Source organism: Eubacterium limosum (assembly GCF_000807675.2).
Lineage (GTDB): Bacteria > Bacillota > Clostridia > Eubacteriales > Eubacteriaceae > Eubacterium > Eubacterium limosum.
Window position 1 is genome coordinate 4,150,642 of the sequence record NZ_CP019962.1, and the last position, 16,477, is coordinate 4,167,118.

Annotated in this window: 16 protein-coding genes; 5 read left to right on the top strand and 11 right to left on the bottom strand. The window is 52.7% G+C overall.

Features of this window, described 5'->3' with window-relative positions; genetic code table 11:
- Positions 1 to 983: 983 nt before the first annotated feature.
- From B2M23_RS19560 to B2M23_RS21370, 8 genes are all read right to left on the bottom strand, one after another.
- The gene (locus B2M23_RS19560; protein WP_052237117.1) at positions 984 to 2,501 is read right to left on the bottom strand and encodes a sensor histidine kinase; all 1,518 of its coding nucleotides are present in this window, start codon (positions 2,499 to 2,501) and stop codon (positions 984 to 986) included.
- Positions 2,488 to 3,183 (bottom strand): response regulator transcription factor, encoded by a 696-nt coding sequence (locus tag B2M23_RS19565; protein WP_038351357.1) that lies wholly within the window; start codon positions 3,181 to 3,183, stop codon positions 2,488 to 2,490. Before B2M23_RS19565 ends, B2M23_RS19560 begins: the two co-directional genes overlap by 14 nt.
- 15 nt (positions 3,184 to 3,198) lie before the next feature.
- Entirely contained in the window at positions 3,199 to 4,629 is a 1,431-nt protein-coding gene (locus B2M23_RS19570; RefSeq protein ID WP_052237116.1) for a HAMP domain-containing sensor histidine kinase, read from the bottom strand.
- A complete protein-coding gene (locus B2M23_RS19575) occupies positions 4,620 to 5,279 on the bottom strand; it encodes a response regulator transcription factor (protein WP_038351356.1) in 660 nt (219 codons plus the stop codon). The genes B2M23_RS19570 and B2M23_RS19575 overlap by 10 nt, the downstream gene beginning before the upstream one ends.
- A gap of 71 nt (positions 5,280 to 5,350) precedes the next feature.
- Positions 5,351 to 6,121, bottom strand: a complete 771-nt coding sequence (locus tag B2M23_RS19580; RefSeq protein ID WP_038351355.1) for a lantibiotic immunity ABC transporter MutG family permease subunit — start codon at positions 6,119 to 6,121, stop codon at positions 5,351 to 5,353.
- Entirely contained in the window at positions 6,122 to 6,880 is a 759-nt protein-coding gene (locus B2M23_RS19585; RefSeq protein ID WP_038351354.1) for a lantibiotic immunity ABC transporter MutE/EpiE family permease subunit, read from the bottom strand.
- Positions 6,874 to 7,596 (bottom strand): lantibiotic protection ABC transporter ATP-binding protein, encoded by a 723-nt coding sequence (locus B2M23_RS19590; RefSeq protein WP_038351353.1) that lies wholly within the window; start codon positions 7,594 to 7,596, stop codon positions 6,874 to 6,876. The genes B2M23_RS19585 and B2M23_RS19590 overlap by 7 nt, the downstream gene beginning before the upstream one ends.
- Positions 7,597 to 7,720: 124 nt before the next feature.
- The gene (locus tag B2M23_RS21370; protein WP_167617961.1) at positions 7,721 to 7,873 is read right to left on the bottom strand and encodes a hypothetical protein; all 153 of its coding nucleotides are present in this window, start codon (positions 7,871 to 7,873) and stop codon (positions 7,721 to 7,723) included.
- Between B2M23_RS21370 and B2M23_RS19595 the strand changes: the two genes are divergently transcribed.
- Both B2M23_RS19595 and B2M23_RS19600 read left to right on the top strand, forming a co-directional pair.
- A complete protein-coding gene (locus B2M23_RS19595; RefSeq protein ID WP_341455950.1) occupies positions 7,838 to 8,878 on the top strand; it encodes a M20 metallopeptidase family protein in 1,041 nt (346 codons plus the stop codon). The genes B2M23_RS21370 and B2M23_RS19595 overlap by 36 nt on opposite strands.
- A gap of 55 nt (positions 8,879 to 8,933) precedes the next feature.
- Positions 8,934 to 10,550: a putative polysaccharide biosynthesis protein gene (locus B2M23_RS19600; RefSeq protein WP_038351352.1), complete on the top strand. Its 1,617-nt coding sequence runs from the start codon at positions 8,934 to 8,936 to the stop codon at positions 10,548 to 10,550.
- 44 nt (positions 10,551 to 10,594) lie between these two features.
- Here the strand turns inward: B2M23_RS19600 and B2M23_RS19605 are convergent, their stop codons facing one another.
- Positions 10,595 to 11,176: a sugar O-acetyltransferase gene (locus B2M23_RS19605; protein ID WP_013380899.1), complete on the bottom strand. Its 582-nt coding sequence runs from the start codon at positions 11,174 to 11,176 to the stop codon at positions 10,595 to 10,597.
- Between the two features lie 131 nt (positions 11,177 to 11,307).
- On the opposite strand from B2M23_RS19605, the gene B2M23_RS19610 reads away from it, so the two are divergent.
- Both B2M23_RS19610 and B2M23_RS19615 read left to right on the top strand, forming a co-directional pair.
- Positions 11,308 to 11,796: a GNAT family N-acetyltransferase gene (locus B2M23_RS19610; protein WP_013380900.1), complete on the top strand. Its 489-nt coding sequence runs from the start codon at positions 11,308 to 11,310 to the stop codon at positions 11,794 to 11,796.
- 119 nt (positions 11,797 to 11,915) lie between these two features.
- Complete coding sequence (locus B2M23_RS19615; protein ID WP_038351350.1) at positions 11,916 to 13,373, top strand: helicase HerA-like domain-containing protein; 1,458 nt, start codon at positions 11,916 to 11,918, stop codon at positions 13,371 to 13,373.
- A 44-nt stretch (positions 13,374 to 13,417) separates the two neighbouring features.
- Here the strand turns inward: B2M23_RS19615 and B2M23_RS19620 are convergent, their stop codons facing one another.
- Together B2M23_RS19620 and ftsH are read right to left on the bottom strand one after the other, a co-directional pair.
- The gene (locus B2M23_RS19620) at positions 13,418 to 13,645 is read right to left on the bottom strand and encodes a hypothetical protein (RefSeq protein WP_013380902.1); all 228 of its coding nucleotides are present in this window, start codon (positions 13,643 to 13,645) and stop codon (positions 13,418 to 13,420) included.
- A gap of 193 nt (positions 13,646 to 13,838) precedes the next feature.
- Complete coding sequence (ftsH, locus tag B2M23_RS19625; protein ID WP_038351349.1) at positions 13,839 to 15,674, bottom strand: ATP-dependent zinc metalloprotease FtsH; 1,836 nt, start codon at positions 15,672 to 15,674, stop codon at positions 13,839 to 13,841.
- A 188-nt stretch (positions 15,675 to 15,862) separates the two neighbouring features.
- Here ftsH and B2M23_RS19630 point away from each other — a divergent pair, with 188 nt between their 5' ends.
- Complete coding sequence (locus B2M23_RS19630; RefSeq protein WP_052237114.1) at positions 15,863 to 16,456, top strand: TetR/AcrR family transcriptional regulator; 594 nt, start codon at positions 15,863 to 15,865, stop codon at positions 16,454 to 16,456.
- Positions 16,457 to 16,477 lie beyond the last annotated feature (21 nt).

Below are 16,477 nucleotides of genomic sequence, written 5' to 3' on the forward strand. Positions count from 1 at the left end.
GTTTTCTCCATCGCGTTTTTAATAACAATACCATTTGCTTGTATTCTAATAATAAACTAATATACCCTGAGTTGACTTTTTACGCGATGAGTGTTATTATTAGTATCATCATTAAAGATATTATGAAGAAAAATAGTTAATGTCAATCAACAAACAATAAAGTTCACTATCTATGAGGCAGTTCCTTTCTCTGCCCACAGTGAAATCAGGCGGAAGCACTTCTCTCTTGGTATCCAAAACTGCTCCACACCATTTACTCGCTTCCGCCCAATAAAAAAAATAAAAAGTGCCGGTTGGAAGCCTCCAGCCAGCACTTTTTTTATAAAACACCAAAGCTTTTCTTAAGAATTTTCACTTCATCCCTCACGCCTTCTGCCATTCAGGCCGCACCTTAGTCATTTCTCTTATTCTCTATAGTAAATTATCCTGACAGGCTAATCCCTTCCACTCCTCCCAACCTGCATTTCATTCACGACCGTACGAAACGGGCGGACGTGACGAAGTGGAGGCTGCGGCGCAGCGAAGAACCAGCAATGGATTTTCTGGATGCCCCAAATCGCGGCACTCTTACCTCACAGCTTCGATGGTCTGCGCAACTCTGTACCAAATTGTTTGGTCATGGGACCATAGGCTCAGTTCGGTAAAGTGCCGCGCTCTGCGGCGGGACAGGTAGAAAATCCATTACTTCCTCAAAGAATTGACAAGCTGATATACAGCTCTGTTAAACTTGATAAAATTTATATTGCTCTCCTGCTCTTAGGCGCTGCACCACAAAACCACCATTTGCAGAGGAGCCGAAGGATATTCTCCCCCGTGGCGCGAGCAGGGTACTTTACCGAACTGAGCCTGCGGTCTCATTGAGAAAGAAGGTTGTACATTTTTCGCAGACCGCCGAAGCAGTGAGGTAAGAGTACCCTGATTGCGTCGCATCACTGGAATATCCTTCGACGGATTTTAGCTCCACTTTTTCACGACCGTCCGTTTCAGACGGTCGTGTTCTCTTTGCCGGGCAGCTCCAGGGTCACAGTTGTGCCCTGACCTTCCTCGCTTGTGACCGTCAGGCCAATGCCGTGGCGCTCGGCAATCTCTTTGGCGATGGGCAGTCCCAAACCGGTTCCCTCGGCATTTTCTTCGGACAGGGTTTTATAAAAGCGTTCAAAAATATGCTTCTGGTCCTCCTCGCTGATGCCGCAGCCGTGGTCTGAAATGGTGAGGATACTCTCAGACAGGCGCATTTCAATCTGCCCGCCCCCTGGTGAAAATTTGATGGCATTGCTCATGGCAATCATCAGCAGCTGTCTCAGCCGCAGGTAATCACCCTGCATAAAGTAAACGCCTGTATCCACCTCAGTGGTAACGGTCAGCTCCTTTTCCTTTGCCATATTCTGGGCGCTCCGCCGCACCTCGCTGATGATATCACAGAGGTTCACACGCTCCAGGTTCAGCCGGAACTGGGCATTCTGGAGCCTGGACAGGTCCAGCAGGTCATTGACCAGCCGTTTAAGGGCCAGGCTTTCCGCGTACATTTCCTGATGGTAGGCGGCTACCTGGTCCGGGTCTGTCACCACACCGCCGGCCAGAGCCTCTAAGGAGCCGCAGAGCACGGTCACCGGGGTTTTAAGCTCATGGGAGATATTTGAAAAAAAAGCCCGCTGCATTTTCTGGAACCGCTCATGCTCCTCACTGGAAAGCTTGAGCTGATAGCTCAGGATGTCCAGCGAACCGGCCAGCTGCCCGATCTCATCCTGGCGCTCAATATGGCTGGCGGCTGTATAGTCGCCCCCGGCCAGCCGCCCGGCCATTACCTGCATTTCTTTCATGGGTTTTGTGAAGCTGCGGGCCAGCAGCACCGCAAAGCCGATCCCGATCACCAGCGCCACGCACAGGCTGATGGCCAGGGTCCTCAAGCCCTCGTTGGCTGCGCTTTCAATGCCCTCCACCGGCGAATGGAGCAGCACCACGGCCTGTACATTGCCGGAGCTGTCCCGGACCGGCGCGCCCACTGTCAGCGTCGGGGTGTTTAACAGGCCCGAGAAGCCCTCGCTCGCAGTGACCTGCCCGCCAAAGGCCTGATCCACAACAGTTTCGGCGTCAGCCGGCAGATCGGCGTAGTTATAGGTAGACGCCGGAGCCTGATGGCCTTCGTGGGTGGTGGGGGTTACCAGGTTGTGGTCAGCGTCCACGACCCATACATCTGCCATGGCAATATCATCCAGAAAACGGATGTAGGCCGCGTAGCCCAGCCCATTACTGCCCCCGCTTCCTGTCCCGCTGCCGCGGTTTCCCTCGCCATGCTTCCCGGCTCCGCTGCCCTCGGCGGATATAAAGCTGCCAAAGGTATCCGCTATGGCCGCGGCCCGGTCCTCCAGCTGTTTCTGAGTCAGGGTGATATTCTGCTTTTTAAACAGCAGAAAAAACACCGAGCCTGCCACCAGCGCAAAGGCCAAAAGGGCCAGCGCAAAATAGAGCCCCAGCTTAAAAGCAATGCTACGCTTCCCCATCGTTCACCTCGAAACGGTAACCCACACCCCAGATCGTCGCGATGCTCCACCCGGAGTGGTCCCTCTTGTCCAGCTTGGCCCGCAGGCGCCGGATATGGGAATCGACGGTGCGGTTATCACCGTAATAGTCATAGCCCCAGACAGCGTCCAGCAGGTTATCCCGTGAAAAGACCTTCTGCCGGTTAGCGGCAAGGGTCCAGAGCAGCTCTGTCTCCTTTTTAGTCAGCGGTATTACTTCGCCGTCCACAGTCGTCGTATAGGTGTCCAGGTCAATGGTCAGGCCCTTGTAGCTGAAAAACTGGAGCCTGGCCCCGCCGTCCCGGGACAGTCGCCGTAAAATGGCCCGCACCCGTGCCATGACCTCTCCGCCGGAAAAGGGCTTGACGATATAATCATCCGCCCCGATGTCCAGCCCCATGATTTTCTCGAAGTCTTCGCCCCGGGCTGTTATCATAATGATCGGAACGGCTGATTCCTCCCGTATTTGTCTGCAAACCTCAAAGCCGTCAAGCTTTGGCATCATCACATCCAGCAGGATAACCGCCGGAGCCTCCCGCCTGTAGGCAGCAAGGGCCTCCTCACCGTCATAGGCAACGACAGGCTCAAAGCCCTCCTTGCGCGCGTAGGCTGTGAGCACTGCTGTTATCTGCCTGTTATCATCCGCGATCAGCATTTTTTCCATATTTTTTACCTCGTGTTAAGCTTCCTTATGACCAGTATACACCCTAATTTTGACAAAACGATGACAAAAATCCTTTAACGGAAGTTTTATCACCACTCTCCCATGGCCAGTCTGGGCATCATTCTCCAGGCGCAGGCTGCCGCCATGCTGCCTGATAATGCTGTCTGTAATGTAGAGCCCCATACCATAGTGTTTTTGGGCGCTTCTGCTTTTGTCACCCATGTAAAATTTATGGACCGCGTTTTTGAGCGCGTGTGCGCTGAACCCTGGCCCACCATCTGTGACGGTTATGGAGAGCACACTGCTGTCTCCCTCTGCCTTAAGGCTGAGGCTGCCGCCCTCTGGCGTATAGTCGGCGCCGTTGGCGATGATGTTCATCACCGCCCGGTTCAGCAGTCCGCTGTCGCCGAAAAAGGCTTCTGGCAGGTGCTCAGTGTCAAAGTACAGGTGAATCTGCCTCCCGGCCGTATAGCCCTCGGCCTGTTTTTTTATCCGCTCCATAAAAGCCGCGGCCGGAATGCTCTCTGCGTTCAGGTTCCAGGCTGCCCTGTCCTGCGACACCTCCATCAAAAGGCGTGTGTACTCCTCAATGACCTCTGCGTTATCGTGGATATAACGAACACACTCGGCCTGCTCCTCATTCAGGTTGTCCTCTGTGAGCAGCTCGCTGTTTCCTTTTATAATGGTCAGCGGCGTCTTGATATCATGGGCCAGCGCGCTGATCTGCTCTTTCTTTTCCTGCTCCTCACGCCACTGTTTCTGAAGTGATTCCTTCAGGGCAAGGCGCATATCATCCATGGAGCTGAGCACCTGGTTAAACTCCCATATACCGGATGGGCCGGCTCTGTATTCCAGATCCTGATTCCGGATGGCATTTGTGGCCTCCATAAGCGGAGCCAGCTCGTTTTTCAGGCGTTTGCTGAATGCTCTGGTCGCTAAAAAAACCACCAGAATATAGAGTGCCGCCGCCGTAATGATAACCGCATTCATCAGTCGCTCCGGAGAGGGAAGCTTCTGGTTTAGGGCTTCGTCCTTATAGGAGGCCTTGATATAGTATTGAAGGACACAAACCCCATCGTCTCGGGGAATCTGGTAATAAAACCGATCGCCAAAGAGGTTCTGGCCTCTCTGGGCATACTCCCGGGCCTCTGCCAGCATTTTCTGATCCATGTCGGTATCAAGCACCTGACCATCGTGGCTGATAAGCGCGTAGCGGCTCCCCGCCGGGACAAGGGACGCATCAAAGGGCTCCGCGGCCTGGATGGCCTCCTTCTGATCCCTGATCGCGTTCTCCACCGTATTGGCCGGGACGAACTGATCCGATGTGATAATCTCAGCCAGAGCGCCGGCCGCCATAGCCAGCACTACCACAAAGGATAAGACGAGCAGGCAGGCATAGGTCAGAATAATCCGGCTGATCTTTTTAGAGTGCTCTCTCATTGCCATTTATACCCAATCCCCCAGACAGTCTCGATGGGGGCGCAGCCATAAACGCTCAGCTTTGCCCGGATATTTTTGACATGCTCCGCGATGGCAGCGCTGTCTCCCTCGCCCTCATAGCCGTACACCGCCTCGTAGATCTGCTCCTTGGAAAAGACCTGGCCATGGCTTCTGGCCAGAAATTCACAGATGGCGTACTCGCTTTTGGTCAGAGATACCTTCTGCTCTCCGATCATCATCTCATGGGCGCCGAGGTTAAACCTTATGCCGTCCAGGCCCAGTACGCTTCGCTTTTCACGCTTTTCACGCCGCAGATGGGCCGCCACCCTGGCCCTCAGCTCGCCATTGCCAAAGGGCTTTGTGATGTAATCATCACCGCCGATCCCCAGACCGTACATAATATCCTTTTCCATGGTTTTGGCTGTCAGAAAAAGGATGGGACAGTCCACATTGTCCCGAAGCTCCCGGCAGAGGGTAAAGCCGTCAGTTCCGGGCATCATCACATCCAGAAGGATGAGATCAAAGGCTTCCAGCCCGTTCATGGAAAGCGCTGCCGGGTCGGACAGGGTCTTCACCTGATGACCATCCTTTTCCAGCACACGCTTCACCAGATTTAAAATGCCTTTTTCATCGTCGACTGCCAATATTCTTGCCATGGTGTCCCTCCTGTTGTTTCCATATTTCTACCACCAGTATAGCCTTTTGTGCCCCGGTGCACAAGGATTAATTATTCGCTGGCGCTTCTCCCCTCCCAACGCTTAAACCAGAGCAGACAGAGCGCAAAAAGGAACAAGGTGGCGCAGCCGACAGCCAGCCATCCCACGGTGTTTTCGTTCTGGATAAACGCGAGTCCTTCCGGTGCCGGGGCTGTCAGGGCTTTTATAACAGCCATGTCGCAGAAGCGCACGCCCCATCCCCAGGGAATAAAATACCAGATTCCTTCCCCGAGGCCTGTCAGCATCAGCGCCGCTACCAGCGAACCGGCAACCCCCACAGAAATGGACGCGCCCTTGCCAAAGCGCAGGCTGATCCAGAGATGGAGTAAATATAAAAATAAATTAGAGGCAAACAGAGCGCCTGCCAGCTTCAGATAGAGCAGTGCCGGTACAGCCTGCTGGCCCGGCAGCAGGGCAAAGCCTGCTCCGTAAAGGCCGACAGCCGCGACCAGCGCGCCAAGCCCCAGAACGGCGAGGAAACCAAACTTGCTCAAAAACGGAACCAGCCTGGACGGCAGCACGCCGAGCATGTTCTGGAAACCACCGGCCTGCTCCTCCTGGGAGGCCGCCATGCCGCAGACAATCCCGATAAGCATCGGAAAGGCCAGGGCCAGCGCCTCGAAATAGAAGGTCAACAAAACCTCAGTGCTCCATGCCGACAGTACACTGTAAAAAAGAAAAAGGCACACCCCCACAAGGGGGATGATCAGGTGCAGCCACAATAGGGGCGTGTGTTTTATTTTAAGGGATTCGGCCTTCAAAGACCTGAAAAAGCTTTTCATTTATGCCGCCTCCTTTTTGCTGAACCAGCGCACACAGAGAAGTGTCAGGGCTGCGCACAGTACCAGGGACAGCACGATCGCCACTGGAACCACGCTCATGTCAAGCAGAGGGCTTCCGGGCTCCACCAGCAGGTTATTCGGCCTGATGCCCAGTACCGGGCACATCGCCCGGGGTGTCCATGAGTATGGGATCATAAACCAGAAGCCCTGTTCCGCCAGTATGACACCGCCAACGGTCCCCACACCGACATTGAGCAGCACTGCCCCCAAAAAGCCAAGCTTTTTAGCGAGTATAAAGCAAAGGGGAATCTCCCACACACTGGTCAGAAAGACCACCGCCATCCCCAATATCATGGGTAAAATAGTGTCTGAGAGCGGCAGGGTTGTCCCCTGCCAGAAAAAACTTTTGATTCCGGTACCCAGAATAATCCCCAGGAGCACCACGCCGCAGGACATCAGGACATAAAAAGCGGTGACGCCCATTTTAGCCAGCCAAGAATCCCTGAGATCGACAGGCACGGTGTACAGGTTCTGATATTTAAGCTTTTTATTCCCGTCCTTCTGGTTGGAGAGCGCCGCGAACAGCGCGATACAGCCCGGGTAGATCAGCGTATACCACCAGTTAAAAGCATTGATCTGATAGTAACCAAAACCAAAGGTAAAGCTCAGAAGTATGAGCCCCAGAGGCCCCAGAAAAATCAGCTTACGGCTGAAAGTGCGTTTGAATTTCAAATTTTCTGCCTTCATCAGATTCAGCATGATGTGTCGCCCTCCTCCTGCGCGCGGCTGTTTTTAACGACCTGCATAAACAAAGCCTCCAGGTCCTCGCCTTTATGAATTTTTGACTGGTAGCCCAGCACGCCGTCGCTGATAATGCCGATATCATCGGCCATGAGCTCAACCTCTGAAAGGATATGGCTCGACAGTATCACTGTAATCCCGTGCTTTGGAAAAGAACGGATCAGCTCACGCAGCTCCTGGATTCCGATGGGGTCCAGACCATTGGTCGGCTCATCCAGAATCAGCAGCTTCGGGTTTCCCAGCAGCGCCAGGGCAATCCCCAGCCGCTGTTTCATCCCCATGGAAAACTGCCCGGCGCGCTTGCTGCCTGTATTCTTGAGGTCAACAAGTTTCAGCACCTGCCCGATCCGCTTCTCAGGAAGACCCAGCAGGGTTGTGCGGACCTTCAGGTTCTCCTCAGCCGTCAGATTGTCGTAAAGGGGCGGCCATTCGATCAGGACACCCATGTTTTCAAGATCCTTTCTGGACCAGCTGTGCCCGTTAAAAATGATCTCTCCAGCGGTGGGGCGCAGCATACCGGTCATCATCTTAAGCGTGGTGGACTTGCCCGCCCCATTGGGGCCCAGAAGGCCGTAAATCGTATTTTTTCTTACCCTGAGGTTTAGTTTTTTGACAGCCTCTGTTTTCTTAAAGCTCTTGCTCAGAGCCCGTGTTTCCAACAAATATTCAGTCATGTTATCGCTCCTTACTTCTTTTGATGGCTCTAGTATATAAGGCAATTTTCAGGATTTTATAAGGATTTTGAAAATTTTATGGTATAATTGAAAAAACATCTTTTTAACCCATCATCGGAGGATTTTAATGACTCAAATTAAAACTGAAATCCACGCGCTGCTGCCGGAAATCATCCTGCTGAGGCGGTAGCTCCACCAGAATCCTGAGCTGAGCCTTAAGGAATACCAGACCGCGGACTGCATCGAGGCCCATCTGGACGCCCTGTCCATCCCTCACCGCCGTGTCGCGCCTACTGGCGTGGTCGCTGACCTCATCGTCAATCCAGATTACCCCACTACTGCCATCCGGGCCGAAATCGACGCGCTGCCCATTGCCGATGAAAAAGCAGTGCCTTACGCCTCCCAGACGCCGGGCGTATCCCACGCCTGCGGCCATGACGGGATCACTGCCCTTACCCTGGGGCTGGCCCGGCTTTTAAGCGCGCATAAGAACGCGCTGTCCACCAATATCCGTTTTCTTTTTGAACCAGCCGAGGAAACCGGCCGCGGCGCCAGACTGCTGATTGACGGCGGGGCGCTGGAATCGCCAAAGCCTGATCAGCTCATCATCTTTCATTTCGCCAATTCTGAGCCTTTTGGCATGGAAATACAGCGGGAGGCCTCCACAGCCACGGTCGCGGGTCTCAAAATCGAGGTTACTGGCTCCTCAGGCCACTGGGCAGAGTCCTCTCTGGGCAACAGCGCGGTCAGCGCGGCTGCCTCATTGTTATGCGCTATTGAGGGGCTCAACGCCACAGCCGTCACTCAGAGGCCTTTTATAATCGGCTTTGGAACCATCAGCGGCGGCGTTAAATCCAACGTTATTCCTGACACCTGCGCCATGGAGGGTACCCTGCGCGCTTTTACAGAATCAGACTTCGATCTCCTGTTCTTAGCCATCCGGCGCATGGCTGAAAACACCGAAAAGCGCACCGGCACCCAGATCCGCGTCAGCCTGTCCCACAGGACGCCTGCTGTCATCAACGATCCTCGGCTTATCCAAAAGGGCTGTGACGCGGGCAGAGCGGTCTTTGGCGGCCGCTGTGTCCTCTCCGGTTCACCTTTTCTGGTCGGCGACAATGCAGGCTGGTATTTTAAGGATATCCCAGACCTGCGCATTGTCTTCTTTGCCGCCCAGGACACTGCACCCAATTATCCTATCCACCACCCCAAGTTTGACTTTAACGAGGGCATCTTCGGCCCGGCACTGGAAATGCTCTACAGAATGCTTCTCTCACTTTAGACGAACGTCCGTTTCGTACGGTCGTGACACACACTAACCAAGGAGAATATAATATATGCGTAAAACAGAAAAAAGCTGGGTTAAGGGCGCGGCCATTCTCGCCGCTGCCGGTATCTTTGTAAGACTGATTGGCATCCTTTTCCGTATTCCCATCAGCAACCTGGTGGGCAGCTACGGCAATGGCATTTTCTCAAATGTCTTCAGTATTTACAGCCTCCTGCTGATGGTATCCACCGTCGGCTTTCCGGTGGCTGTATCCAAAATGATTTCAGAAAATGTGGCCATCGGAGACTTCAGGGCTGTCACCAATGTTTTCAAGGTTTCCCTGCTCACCCTCTTTGTGCTGGGCGGGCTTTCCAGCCTTTTCCTGTTTTTTGGGGCCAGCTGGCTCATCGGGGTGACCAACTGGCCGCCTGAAAGTATCTATGCCATCCAGGGCATTGCCTTCTCCCCGCTGATCGTGGCGGTCTGTTCTGTCTACCGGGGCTACTTCCAGGGTTTTCAGAATATGCTGCCCACGGCCATCTCCCAGGTAATCGAGCAGGTTGTCCGCATTGTGCTGGGCGTCTTTTTATGCTGGTACTGTGTGGTCATGCTGCAAAACGTCAGCCTTGGCGTTGGCGGCGCTTACCTTGGAACCACCATCAGCAGTCTGGCGGCCTGCCTGCTTTTAATCGTCTGGCATTTTTATTTTACCCGAAAGCACAAAACACTGCTGCTCAAAACCAGCCGCAAGACTCCCCTGTCCCGCAAAAGGATTCTGAAACGTCTGGTGCTCATCGCTGTTCCGGTTACCCTGACCTCTGCCATGATTACCTTTTTCTCCTTTGCCGACGCCATGATGTATGTCGACCGGCTGGCGCTGGCCGGGTTCGATTCCTACACAGCCACAGCCCTCATGGGGGACTTCTCCTATGCCGATACCTTTGTCAACATCCCTTTAAGCATCAGCGCCACCTTCGCCGCTGCCATGATCCCCGCCATCTCGGAATCCTTTGCCCTCAAAGATCAGGCCGGGATCAACGAGCGCATCAATACCGCTATCCGGCTGGTTGTGCTGGTGGCCCTGCCCTGCTGTATCGGCCTTTCTGTGCTCTCGGACGGTATCTTCACGCTGATCTTCCCCGGCTCTGAGCACGGCGCGGCCATCATGGAGGTCTATGCCTTCGCGACCATTTTTATCATGCTGTCCAATACCTTCCAGAGTATTTTGCAGTCCATTGACCGCTTTATCATCCCGCTCATTGCGCTGTTGGGAGCCTCTGTGGTGCGCATTGGCTGCAGCTATGTGTTCATGGCTATCCCCGCGCTCAATATCTACGGGGTTGTCCTGAGCACAATGCTGACCTTTATCTTTTTAATGATCGTCAATTTTCTGTTTATCCGCCGCTACACCCACGTTCGCCTGAGCTATATAAACACCATGATCAAACCTTTTATCGCCTCGGCCATCATGGGCATGTCGGCTCTTGGCTGCTACAATTTTCTGCTGCCCCGTACCGGCAATACGATTTCGGTCCTTGCCGCCATTGTTGTGGCTGCGGTCATCTACTTCTTTTTGATCATTTTCTTCGGTATCCTCAGCGAGGATGAGCTGGAGCTGCTGCCGGGCAAACGGTTTTTACTGCCCCTGGTCAAAAAAATACAGAAGCTGTCGCCAAAAGCGTCGTAATGCAGGCATTAAAAAAGCGCGTTCCATACAGGAGCGCGCTTTTTTTAGCGTTCTGCCATCATTCTGTCCGCATCTGTTATCTCACGGAGCACCCTCGCCGGGTTGCCGGCTGCCACCACATTATCCGGTATATCCCTTGTCACCACAGAGCCAGAACCAATCACGACATTGCTGCCAATGGTTACTCCCGGGTTGATGGTGGTATTGCCGCCGATCCACACGTTGTCCCCGATGGTCACAGGGCTGCCGCCCTCCTGAAGCGTATTGCGTTCTTCACTGACCACTGGATGCCAGGCCGTAAAAATACAGACGCGGGGCGCCATAAAGCAGTTATCCCCAATGGTAATCGGGCAGACATCCAGGAAAACAGCGTCAAAATTGACGTACAGGTTATCTCCGGCGGTTATGTTATAGCCGTAATCACACTTAAAGCTCGGCTGAACCATGGGGTTTTTGCCAAGTTGTCCAAAGAGCTGCCCGATGAGCATCTGGCGGTGCAGCGGCTCGTATTCTGTGGTTAAATTAAAAAGGCGGCAGAGCTCATGGGCTTTCATCCGCTCCGCAGTCAGCTCCGGTGTCTCAGCACAGTAGAGCTGCCCGGCCAGCATTTTTTCTTTTTCGGTCATCATTTCCTCACCATATCTTTATTTGTTATGATAAATTATAACAAATAAATCTACTTTGGCCTAGCCCCTTGCTCTCTGAATGACAAAGGTGTATACTTATCTCAGCATTGATTAAGTGAGGTAAATTTTGTATGAACATACGTATCCGGCAAGCCAGGCCTGAGGATCTACCCTCAATCGCTGCCCTGGAAGCGGCCTGTTTTCCGGCTGCCGAAGCAGCGGATTCCGCCGCCTTTGAACAACGCATCAAAACCTTTCCCGAAAGCTTTTTTGTTGCGGAGGTCGAGGGACAGATCGTCGGCATGATTAACGGCTGCGTCACCGATGACGAAACCATTTCAGACATCCTTTTCGAGGACAGCTCCCGCCACCACCCTGATGGCCGTTACCAGAGCATTTTTGGCCTGGACGTCCTGCCCGACTGGCAGCACAAGGGCATTGCGACCATCTTAATGACCTATTTAATTCATAAAGCCATGGATTCCGGAAGAGAGGGCCTGATCCTGACCTGTAAGGAAAGGCTGATCTCGTTTTACGAAAGCTTCGGGTATCAGAATCTTGGCGTTTCGGCCTCGACTCACGGCGGCGCTGTCTGGTATGATATGCTTCTGGCCTTTTAACAGTCCCACGGGGGCTGTTTTTTATTTTTTCCAAATTCGTCCTGTTTTTACCATTTTCAACACCGCTGTACTTTCTGCCTCTAGTATAATTAAGATAGATTATTTATGGAGGAAAGCACATGTATACTGACAATAAAATCTGGATTGCAAAAGGTGAACAGCCTGTTTATCTCCTGCCCAAAATGGCCAACCGGCACGGCCTGGTGGCCGGAGCCACCGGTACTGGCAAAACCATTACCCTGAAGGTGTTAGCCGAATCATTCAGCGATCTTGGTGTCCCGGTCTTTCTGGCAGACGTAAAGGGAGACCTCTCCGGCACCTGCGAGCCCGGAACCGACAGTGAGGATATGCAAAAGCGCATTGAAAAATTCGGTCTGGGGGATCAATTCGGTTATAAGCCGTACCCGGTTCGTTTCTGGGACCTGCTCGGCAAGCAGGGGCACCCCATCCGCACCACCATTTCTCAGATGGGGCCTCTGCTGCTCTCGCGTCTCCTCAACCTCAACGATACCCAGTCTGGCATCCTGAACATTGTGTTCAGGGTAGCCGACGCGAAAAACCTGCTGCTCATTGACATTAAGGACCTCAAGGCCATGCTCCAGTATGTGGGCAACAACGCCAAAGACCTGAAAATGGAATACGGCAACATCTCCTCCCAGAGCGTCGGCGCCATTCTGCGCGCCATCCTGTCCCTGGAAGACCAGGGCGCCGACCAGTTTTTCGGCGAGCCCGCTTTAGACATCATGGACTGGATTCAAACCGACGAAAACGGCCTGGGTACCATCAATATTCTGGACTGCGTCGAGCTCATCCAGACCCCTGCCCTCTACTCCACCTTCCTGCTCTGGCTCATGTCCGACCTCTTTGAGGTGCTGCCCGAAGCAGGCGACCTGGATGCGCCCAAGATGGTCTTTTTCTTTGACGAAGCCCATCTGCTTTTCAACGGCGCGCCCAAGGTACTCCTCGAAAAAATCGAACAGGTCGTGCGGCTGATCCGCTCAAAGGGCGTTGGCATCTACTTCATCTCACAAAGCCCCACAGATATGCCGGACAGCATCCTCTCACAGCTTGGCAACCGCATCCAGCACGCGCTCCGGGCCTACTCCCCCTCCGAACAAAAAGCCATCAAAACCGCGGCCGAAACCTTCCGCCCCAACCCGGCTTTTAAAACCGAGGAGGCCATCACCGACCTGGGCACCGGCGAAGCCCTGATATCCTGCCTGGATGAGGAGGGCCGCCCTACGGTGGTTGAGCGCTGCTTTATCCTTCCGCCGCAGAGCCACATGGGCCCCGCCGCCCCAGATAGCCGGAACGCCCTGATCGAGCAGAGCCCCTTTAACGCCAAATACAGGGACACCATCGACCGCGAATCCGCCTATGAGGATCTCCAGCAGCAGGCCGAAGCCGCAGCCCAGGAAGCCGCCCCGGCCGAGGCAGAAAAGAAGCCGGCCAAAGAAGCCGCGCCCAGACACCAGAAGTCCTCTTTTGAAAAGGCTGCAGACAGCGCGCTGTCCACCATTGGACGCGAGGTTGGAAAAAGCCTGGTACGCGGGCTCTTCGACGTCCTTAAACGCTGATAAAAAACAAAACCAACGGTGCTGTACGCCGTTGGTTTTTTAGTTTAGAATAAATGCTTAATAGAGTTGAAAAGGTCTGACGGGCTTTTGATTTCACCCAGATCCACATTATCCTTGATATGATTGATGAAGCCTGCAATCTGTTCATCCGGCAGATCCACGCCCAAAACGGATTCGGCTGTTTTAACGGGATCTTCCTTAAACTCGTTGGCCAGATCCGGGTCTGACTTAATACGTTCCATCGCATCGCTGAATTTTTCCTGAATACTCATCTGATTCCTCCTGAAAATTTAATTATTCTTTTTTATTCTACTATATCACAATACCGCATAATCTTCGATTACAATAACCGTATTAAAGAGGTCTTTTCGGTAAAATCCCACAAGCATCGACAGAAGCCCTTTTACTATTTCAAAAAATGACAAAAGGACGACCGCCCGTTTCGGACGGTCATCCTTTTTTGCCTTAACGGTTCAGAATCTCCATAAATTCCTCTCCTGTGATGGTTTCTTTTTCGAGCAGATAACGGGCCAGCTCGTGGAGCTTTTCCTGATTATCCTTTAGGATACCAATGGCCTTCTCATGGGCGCTGCCGATAATATCCATGACCTCCCGGTCTACCCGGGCCGCAGTCTCGGCAGAGCAGGCCAGCGAGGTGTCGCCGCCGAGATATGGATTGTCCACTGTTTCCAGGGCCACCATTCCAAAATCCTTACTCATACCAAAGCGGGTAACCATAGCCCTCGCCAGACGCGTAGCCTGCTCAATGTCATTGGACGCGCCAGAAGTCACCGAATTAAAGATAATTTCCTCAGCGGCCCTGCCGCCTGTAAAGGTCGTAATCTTATTGTAGATCTCATCCCGGCTCATCAGGTTGTGCTCACCCTCATCCACCTGCATGGTGTAGCCCAGGGCTCCGGAGGTACGCGGAATAATGGTAATCTTGTGTACCGGCGCCGAATCGGTCTGCTTTGCCGCCACCAGGGCGTGCCCCACCTCATGGTAAGCCACGATTTCCTTTTCCTTGGGGGATATGGCCGCATTCTTGCGCTGGTAGCCTGCAATAACGACCTCAACACTTTCCTCAAGGTCGTTCTGCTTAACCTTATTGCGGCCGCAGCGCACTGCACGTAATGCCGCCTCGTTGATGATATTGGCCAGATCCGCGCCGGAGGCTCCGGCAGTGGCCCGGGCAATGGCATTATAGTCAATGTTCCCATCCATCTTGACATCCTGAGAATGAACCTTCAGAATCGCTTCACGGCCATTGAGATCGGGCAGTTCAACCGGGATACGCCGGTCGAAACGGCCCGGGCGCAGCAGCGCCTGGTCAAGGGTTTCCGGACGGTTGGTCGCTGCCAGGATAACAACCCCTTTTTTTCCGTCAAAGCCATCCATCTCCGACAGCAGCTGGTTAAGGGTCTGCTCACGCTCGTCGTTCCCGGTAAAGCTCTTGCTGTCACGCTTCTTGCCAATGGTGTCAATCTCGTCAATAAAGACAATACACGGCGCCTTATCGGTGGCCTGCTTAAACAGGTCACGAACCTTGGCCGCGCCCATACCAACAAACATTTCCACAAATTCAGAGCCCGAGATCGAGAAAAACGGGACCTTAGCCTCACCCGCGACGGCCCTTGCCAGAAGGGTTTTACCGGTTCCCGGAGGGCCCACAAGCAGAGCGCCCTTTGGCAGGTTTGCGCCGATGTCGGCATATTTTTTAGGATTGTGCAGAAAATCGACAATCTCTGTCAGGGCCTCCTTGGCCTCATCCTGGCCGGCCACATCCTTAAAGGTTTTGCCCGTTTCCGCCTCGACGTATATTTTAGCGTTGCTCTTGCCAAAGGTCATGGCATTGCCGCCCATTTTCTTCTGAAGCCTGTTGCCCATGAGCTGCCCGATTCCAAAGATCAGCAGGAAGGGAAGAATCCAGGTGAGCAGGAAGCTGATAATGGGGGATGTCCTCTGCTGTGCAATCTGGGTAAAGGAAATTTTGCCCTGGTCATTGCTGCCCTTGGCGGCAGACAAACGGTTGACCAGGTCCGGATCATCCATTTTACCGGTGCTGTAAATCGTCTCCTTACCGCTGCCGTCCTTTGTCTTATACACAATTTCATCGTTATTTATTTCAACCGCATCGATGGTTCCACTGTCGATGGCTGATAAAAAGGTTCCGTAATCAACCTCGGTTACCTGTTCCTTCATCAGCGATGGGAATACCAGCGCGTTAAGAAGCATGATGATCACCAGTCCGATCAGATAATAAAATATAAGGGGTTTCCTGTGGGGGTTTTTCTGTTCCATTTTTTCTCCTTCGATTTTTTTGAACACTCCACTAAAATTAAACAAATGTTGATTTTTGTACGTTGGTTGTATTATAATAAAGGAAACCACTTCTTTCAATAAACAATACATCGACTTTTGTACAAAATTGAACATTTAGCATAAATTTGTTTGATTTTATAAAATTCAACTTAAAAGGAGCTTAATCCATGGGAAGTAAAGCGGAATACCGCAGCGCCATTCGTTCGCGCAAGCTCATAAAAACAGCTTTTATGGAGCTGGCTGCTGAAAAAGAAATTTCAAAAATCACGGTAAAGGATATTGCAGACAGAGCAGACATCAACCGGGGTACTTTTTACGCCCATTACCGTGACGTTTACGATGTCCTCGAGCAGATTGAGGACGAGGCCATCGAGAACCTCAGCCATTTCCTCGACAATCTAAATAATTCGGTTGAAAATATCGGTGACATGATGCACCCCATCGACTGTTATCTGAACAAGGATATCAAGCTCAGCCAGAGGCTTCTCAACTCCAGAGAATCTGAGATGTTTTTTAAAAAGCTTCACAAAGTCTTTAAGGAAAAGCTTTTATCCAATGAAGGCTATACAAAAATATTTGAGGGCGATCCCCTGTCCCAGGATATCTGCACCACTTTTATCACCTATGGCTGCGCCGGCGTCCTCCAAAACTGCATGCAGCACCGGGAACTCTATTCGCCTGAGTCCGTCAATCATGCCCTGAACCAATTTATCGAGGGCGGCATCCGGGCCTTCGGTCAAAATAAAAAGACGATGGATTAATGCCCATCGTCCCAGCGTTTT